This is a genomic window from Alcanivorax sp., from assembly GCF_014762765.1.
Classification (GTDB): domain Bacteria; phylum Pseudomonadota; class Gammaproteobacteria; order Pseudomonadales; family Alcanivoracaceae; genus Alcanivorax.
In genome coordinates, this window is record NZ_JABURH010000095.1 from 1 (window position 1) to 1975 (window position 1975).

2 protein-coding genes are annotated in these 1975 nt (G+C 56.5%); both read right to left on the reverse strand.

Features of this window, described 5'->3' with window-relative positions:
* Nucleotides 1-122 precede the first annotated feature (122 nt).
* Nucleotides 123-545, reverse strand: a complete 423-nt coding sequence (locus tag HUJ17_RS05030; RefSeq protein ID WP_022985898.1) for a F0F1 ATP synthase subunit epsilon — start codon at nucleotides 543-545, stop codon at nucleotides 123-125.
* Between the two features lie 21 nt (nucleotides 546-566).
* A complete protein-coding gene (gene atpD / locus HUJ17_RS05035; protein WP_290509646.1) occupies nucleotides 567-1949 on the reverse strand; it encodes a F0F1 ATP synthase subunit beta in 1383 nt (460 codons plus the stop codon).
* Nucleotides 1950-1975: the final 26 nt, after the last annotated feature.

Genomic DNA, 1975 nt, shown 5'->3' on the forward strand with positions numbered 1-1975 from the left:
CCTTGTCGCGATGCGCCGTGCGGTTTATAGCATGACATCGTGACATTTCTGTCTCCGAGACAGAAACAAAAAAGGGTAGCACTTGGCTACCCCCCTCTGTGTTGAAGAATTGCAAAAGGTGCTTACCGCCCTTTCTTCTTCAACTGTTGAATTGCACGCAACTGGGCAACGGCCTCGGCCAGGGTGGCGGCGGCGCGGGAGTAGTCCATTTCGGAGTTCTTCCCTTCCAACGCTTCCTTGGCACGCTGTTTTGCCTGTTCGGCAGCGGCTTCGTCCATGTTGTCGGCACGTTCTGCGGTATCGGCCAGCACAGTTACCAGCTTCGGCTGCACTTCCAGGAAGCCGCCGGATACGTAGAACACTTCTTCTTCACCATTCTGCTTCTTCACCCGTACCGGACCCGGCTTGAGCCGGGTCAGCAGCGGGGCGTGGCCCGGCATGATACCGAGATCGCCTTCCACACCGGAGGCCACCACGATTTCAACCAGACCGGAGAACAGCTGGCGTTCTGCACTAACAATGTCGCAATGCACGGTCATCGCCATTTGCTTGTCTCCCGGTGCAGGTTACTTGCTACGTTTGTTGTAGGCTTCTACCACTTCGTCGATAGAACCCTTCATGTAGAAATCCTGCTCCGGAATGTGATCGTAATCACCGTCAAGGATGCCCCGGAAACCGGTGAGGGTATCCTTCAGGGAAACATACTTGCCCGGAGAGCCAGTAAATACTTCGGCCACGAAGAACGGCTGGGACAGGTAACGCTCGATCTTACGAGCACGGGCAACGATGGTCTTGTCTTCTTCAGACAGCTCGTCCATGCCCAGGATCGCAATGATGTCCTTCAGTTCCTTGAAGCGCTGCAGTACGGACTGCACGCCACGGGCCACGTCGTAGTGTTCCTGACCAATCACCAGCGGGTCAAGCTGACGAGAGGTGGAATCCAGCGGGTCGATCGCCGGGTAGATACCCTTGGAGGCGATGTCACGGCTCAGTACCACGGTCGCATCAAGGTGAGCAAAGGTGGTTGCCGGAGACGGGTCAGTCAAGTCATCCGCAGGTACGTATACCGCCTGAACGGAGGTAATGGAACCAGTCTTGGTGGAAGTAATACGTTCCTGCAGAACGCCCATCTCTTCCGCCAGGGTCGGCTGGTAACCTACCGCTGAAGGCATACGGCCCAGCAGTGCAGATACTTCGGTACCGGCCAGGGTGTAACGGTAGATGTTATCCACGAAGAACAGTACGTCACGGCCTTCGTCACGGAACTTCTCGGCCATGGTCAGACCGGTCAGCGCTACACGCAGACGGTTACCTGGCGGCTCGTTCATCTGACCGTAAACCAGCGATACTTTATCCAGTACGTTGGAATCCTTCATTTCGTGGTAGAAGTCGTTACCCTCACGAGTACGCTCACCCACACCGGCAAACACGGAGAAACCGGAGTGCTCGATCGCGATGTTCCGGATCAGCTCCATCATGTTTACGGTTTTACCTACACCCGCACCACCGAACAGGCCAACCTTACCGCCTTTGGCGAAGGGGCAAACCAGGTCGATTACCTTGATGCCGGTTTCCAGCAGTTCGTTGGTGGCTGCCTGGTCCGCATAGGTAGGAGCAGCACGGTGAATCGGCATGCGCTCTTCTTCACCGATCGGGCCGGCTTCGTCGATGGGACGACCCAGCACGTCCATGATACGGCCCAGGGTCTTGGTGCCTACCGGAACCTGAATCGGCTCACCGGAGTCGGTCACGTTAAGACCACGCTTCAGACCTTCGGTGGAGCCCATGGCAATGGTACGAACAACGCCGTCGCCCAGCTGCTGCTGAACTTCCAACGTGGTTTCAGTACCGTCCACGGTGAGGGCGTCATATACCTTCGGTACGCCGTCGCGCGGGAATTCCACGTCGATCACAGCACCGATGATCTGAACAATACGACCGCTACTCATGCTTGCATCCTCTTAACTTGCGTTTT